Below are 625 nucleotides of genomic sequence, written 5' to 3'. Positions count from 1 at the left end.
AATGGCGATGCGTTCGCCACCTACCACCGTGGTTTTCTCTCTGCTACTGAAACTTGGCTCGCTAGTGAAGGTGTTCTTGCTATTGCTGGTTTCGCCCCGACAACCCAGGGAAAAGACGAGCGCTCTCACCGCACGTTGACCCAGTTCCTCGATGCACGCCATCCAGTTTGCCTTGCTGAGGTCAACGCATATCTGGCTGAATATCGCCAGGTTTACAACGAGCGACGACGGCACCAATCACTGCTTGTCGGCAAAATGCACATCACCCCACGCCAGGCTTTCGATACCTTCCCCAAAGCACCATCACCTACACATCCGCTCAATCCTGAGCAGGTCTGGGAACGCGTAGTTGCCTACAACCAGGCGCACAACCCACAAGCAGTATCCGAAATGCTAAACGGCCCCGCGGAAGCGGCAACTTCACACGAGGCCAACACCGATGACATGGCAGCTTTGCAAGGCATACCTCCCACCGATACCCCAACACTAACGGCGCTGACGACACAATCAACAAACCATTGGGGCATCCCAGACCAGCTCTGCGTGAGCAAAGGTGGGGTTGTACGTGTGTGCGGATTCGGTCTTTACATTGGTCGGACCTGACCCCTGTTTGGTAGACACCTGA

Annotated in this window: 1 protein-coding gene; it reads left to right on the top strand. The window is 55.4% G+C overall.

Annotated elements, in window-relative coordinates; genetic code table 11:
• A partial coding sequence (locus HMPREF2808_RS13745) for an integrase core domain-containing protein (protein ID WP_246818531.1) occupies positions 1 to 603 on the top strand: 603 nt, incomplete at its 5' end.
• Between the last annotated feature and the right edge of the window lie 22 nt (positions 604 to 625).

It is taken from the genome of Corynebacterium sp. HMSC078A10 (genome assembly GCF_001811565.1).
GTDB lineage: Bacteria > Actinomycetota > Actinomycetes > Mycobacteriales > Mycobacteriaceae > Corynebacterium > Corynebacterium hesseae.
This window is presented reverse-complemented; position numbering and strand designations above follow the sequence as displayed.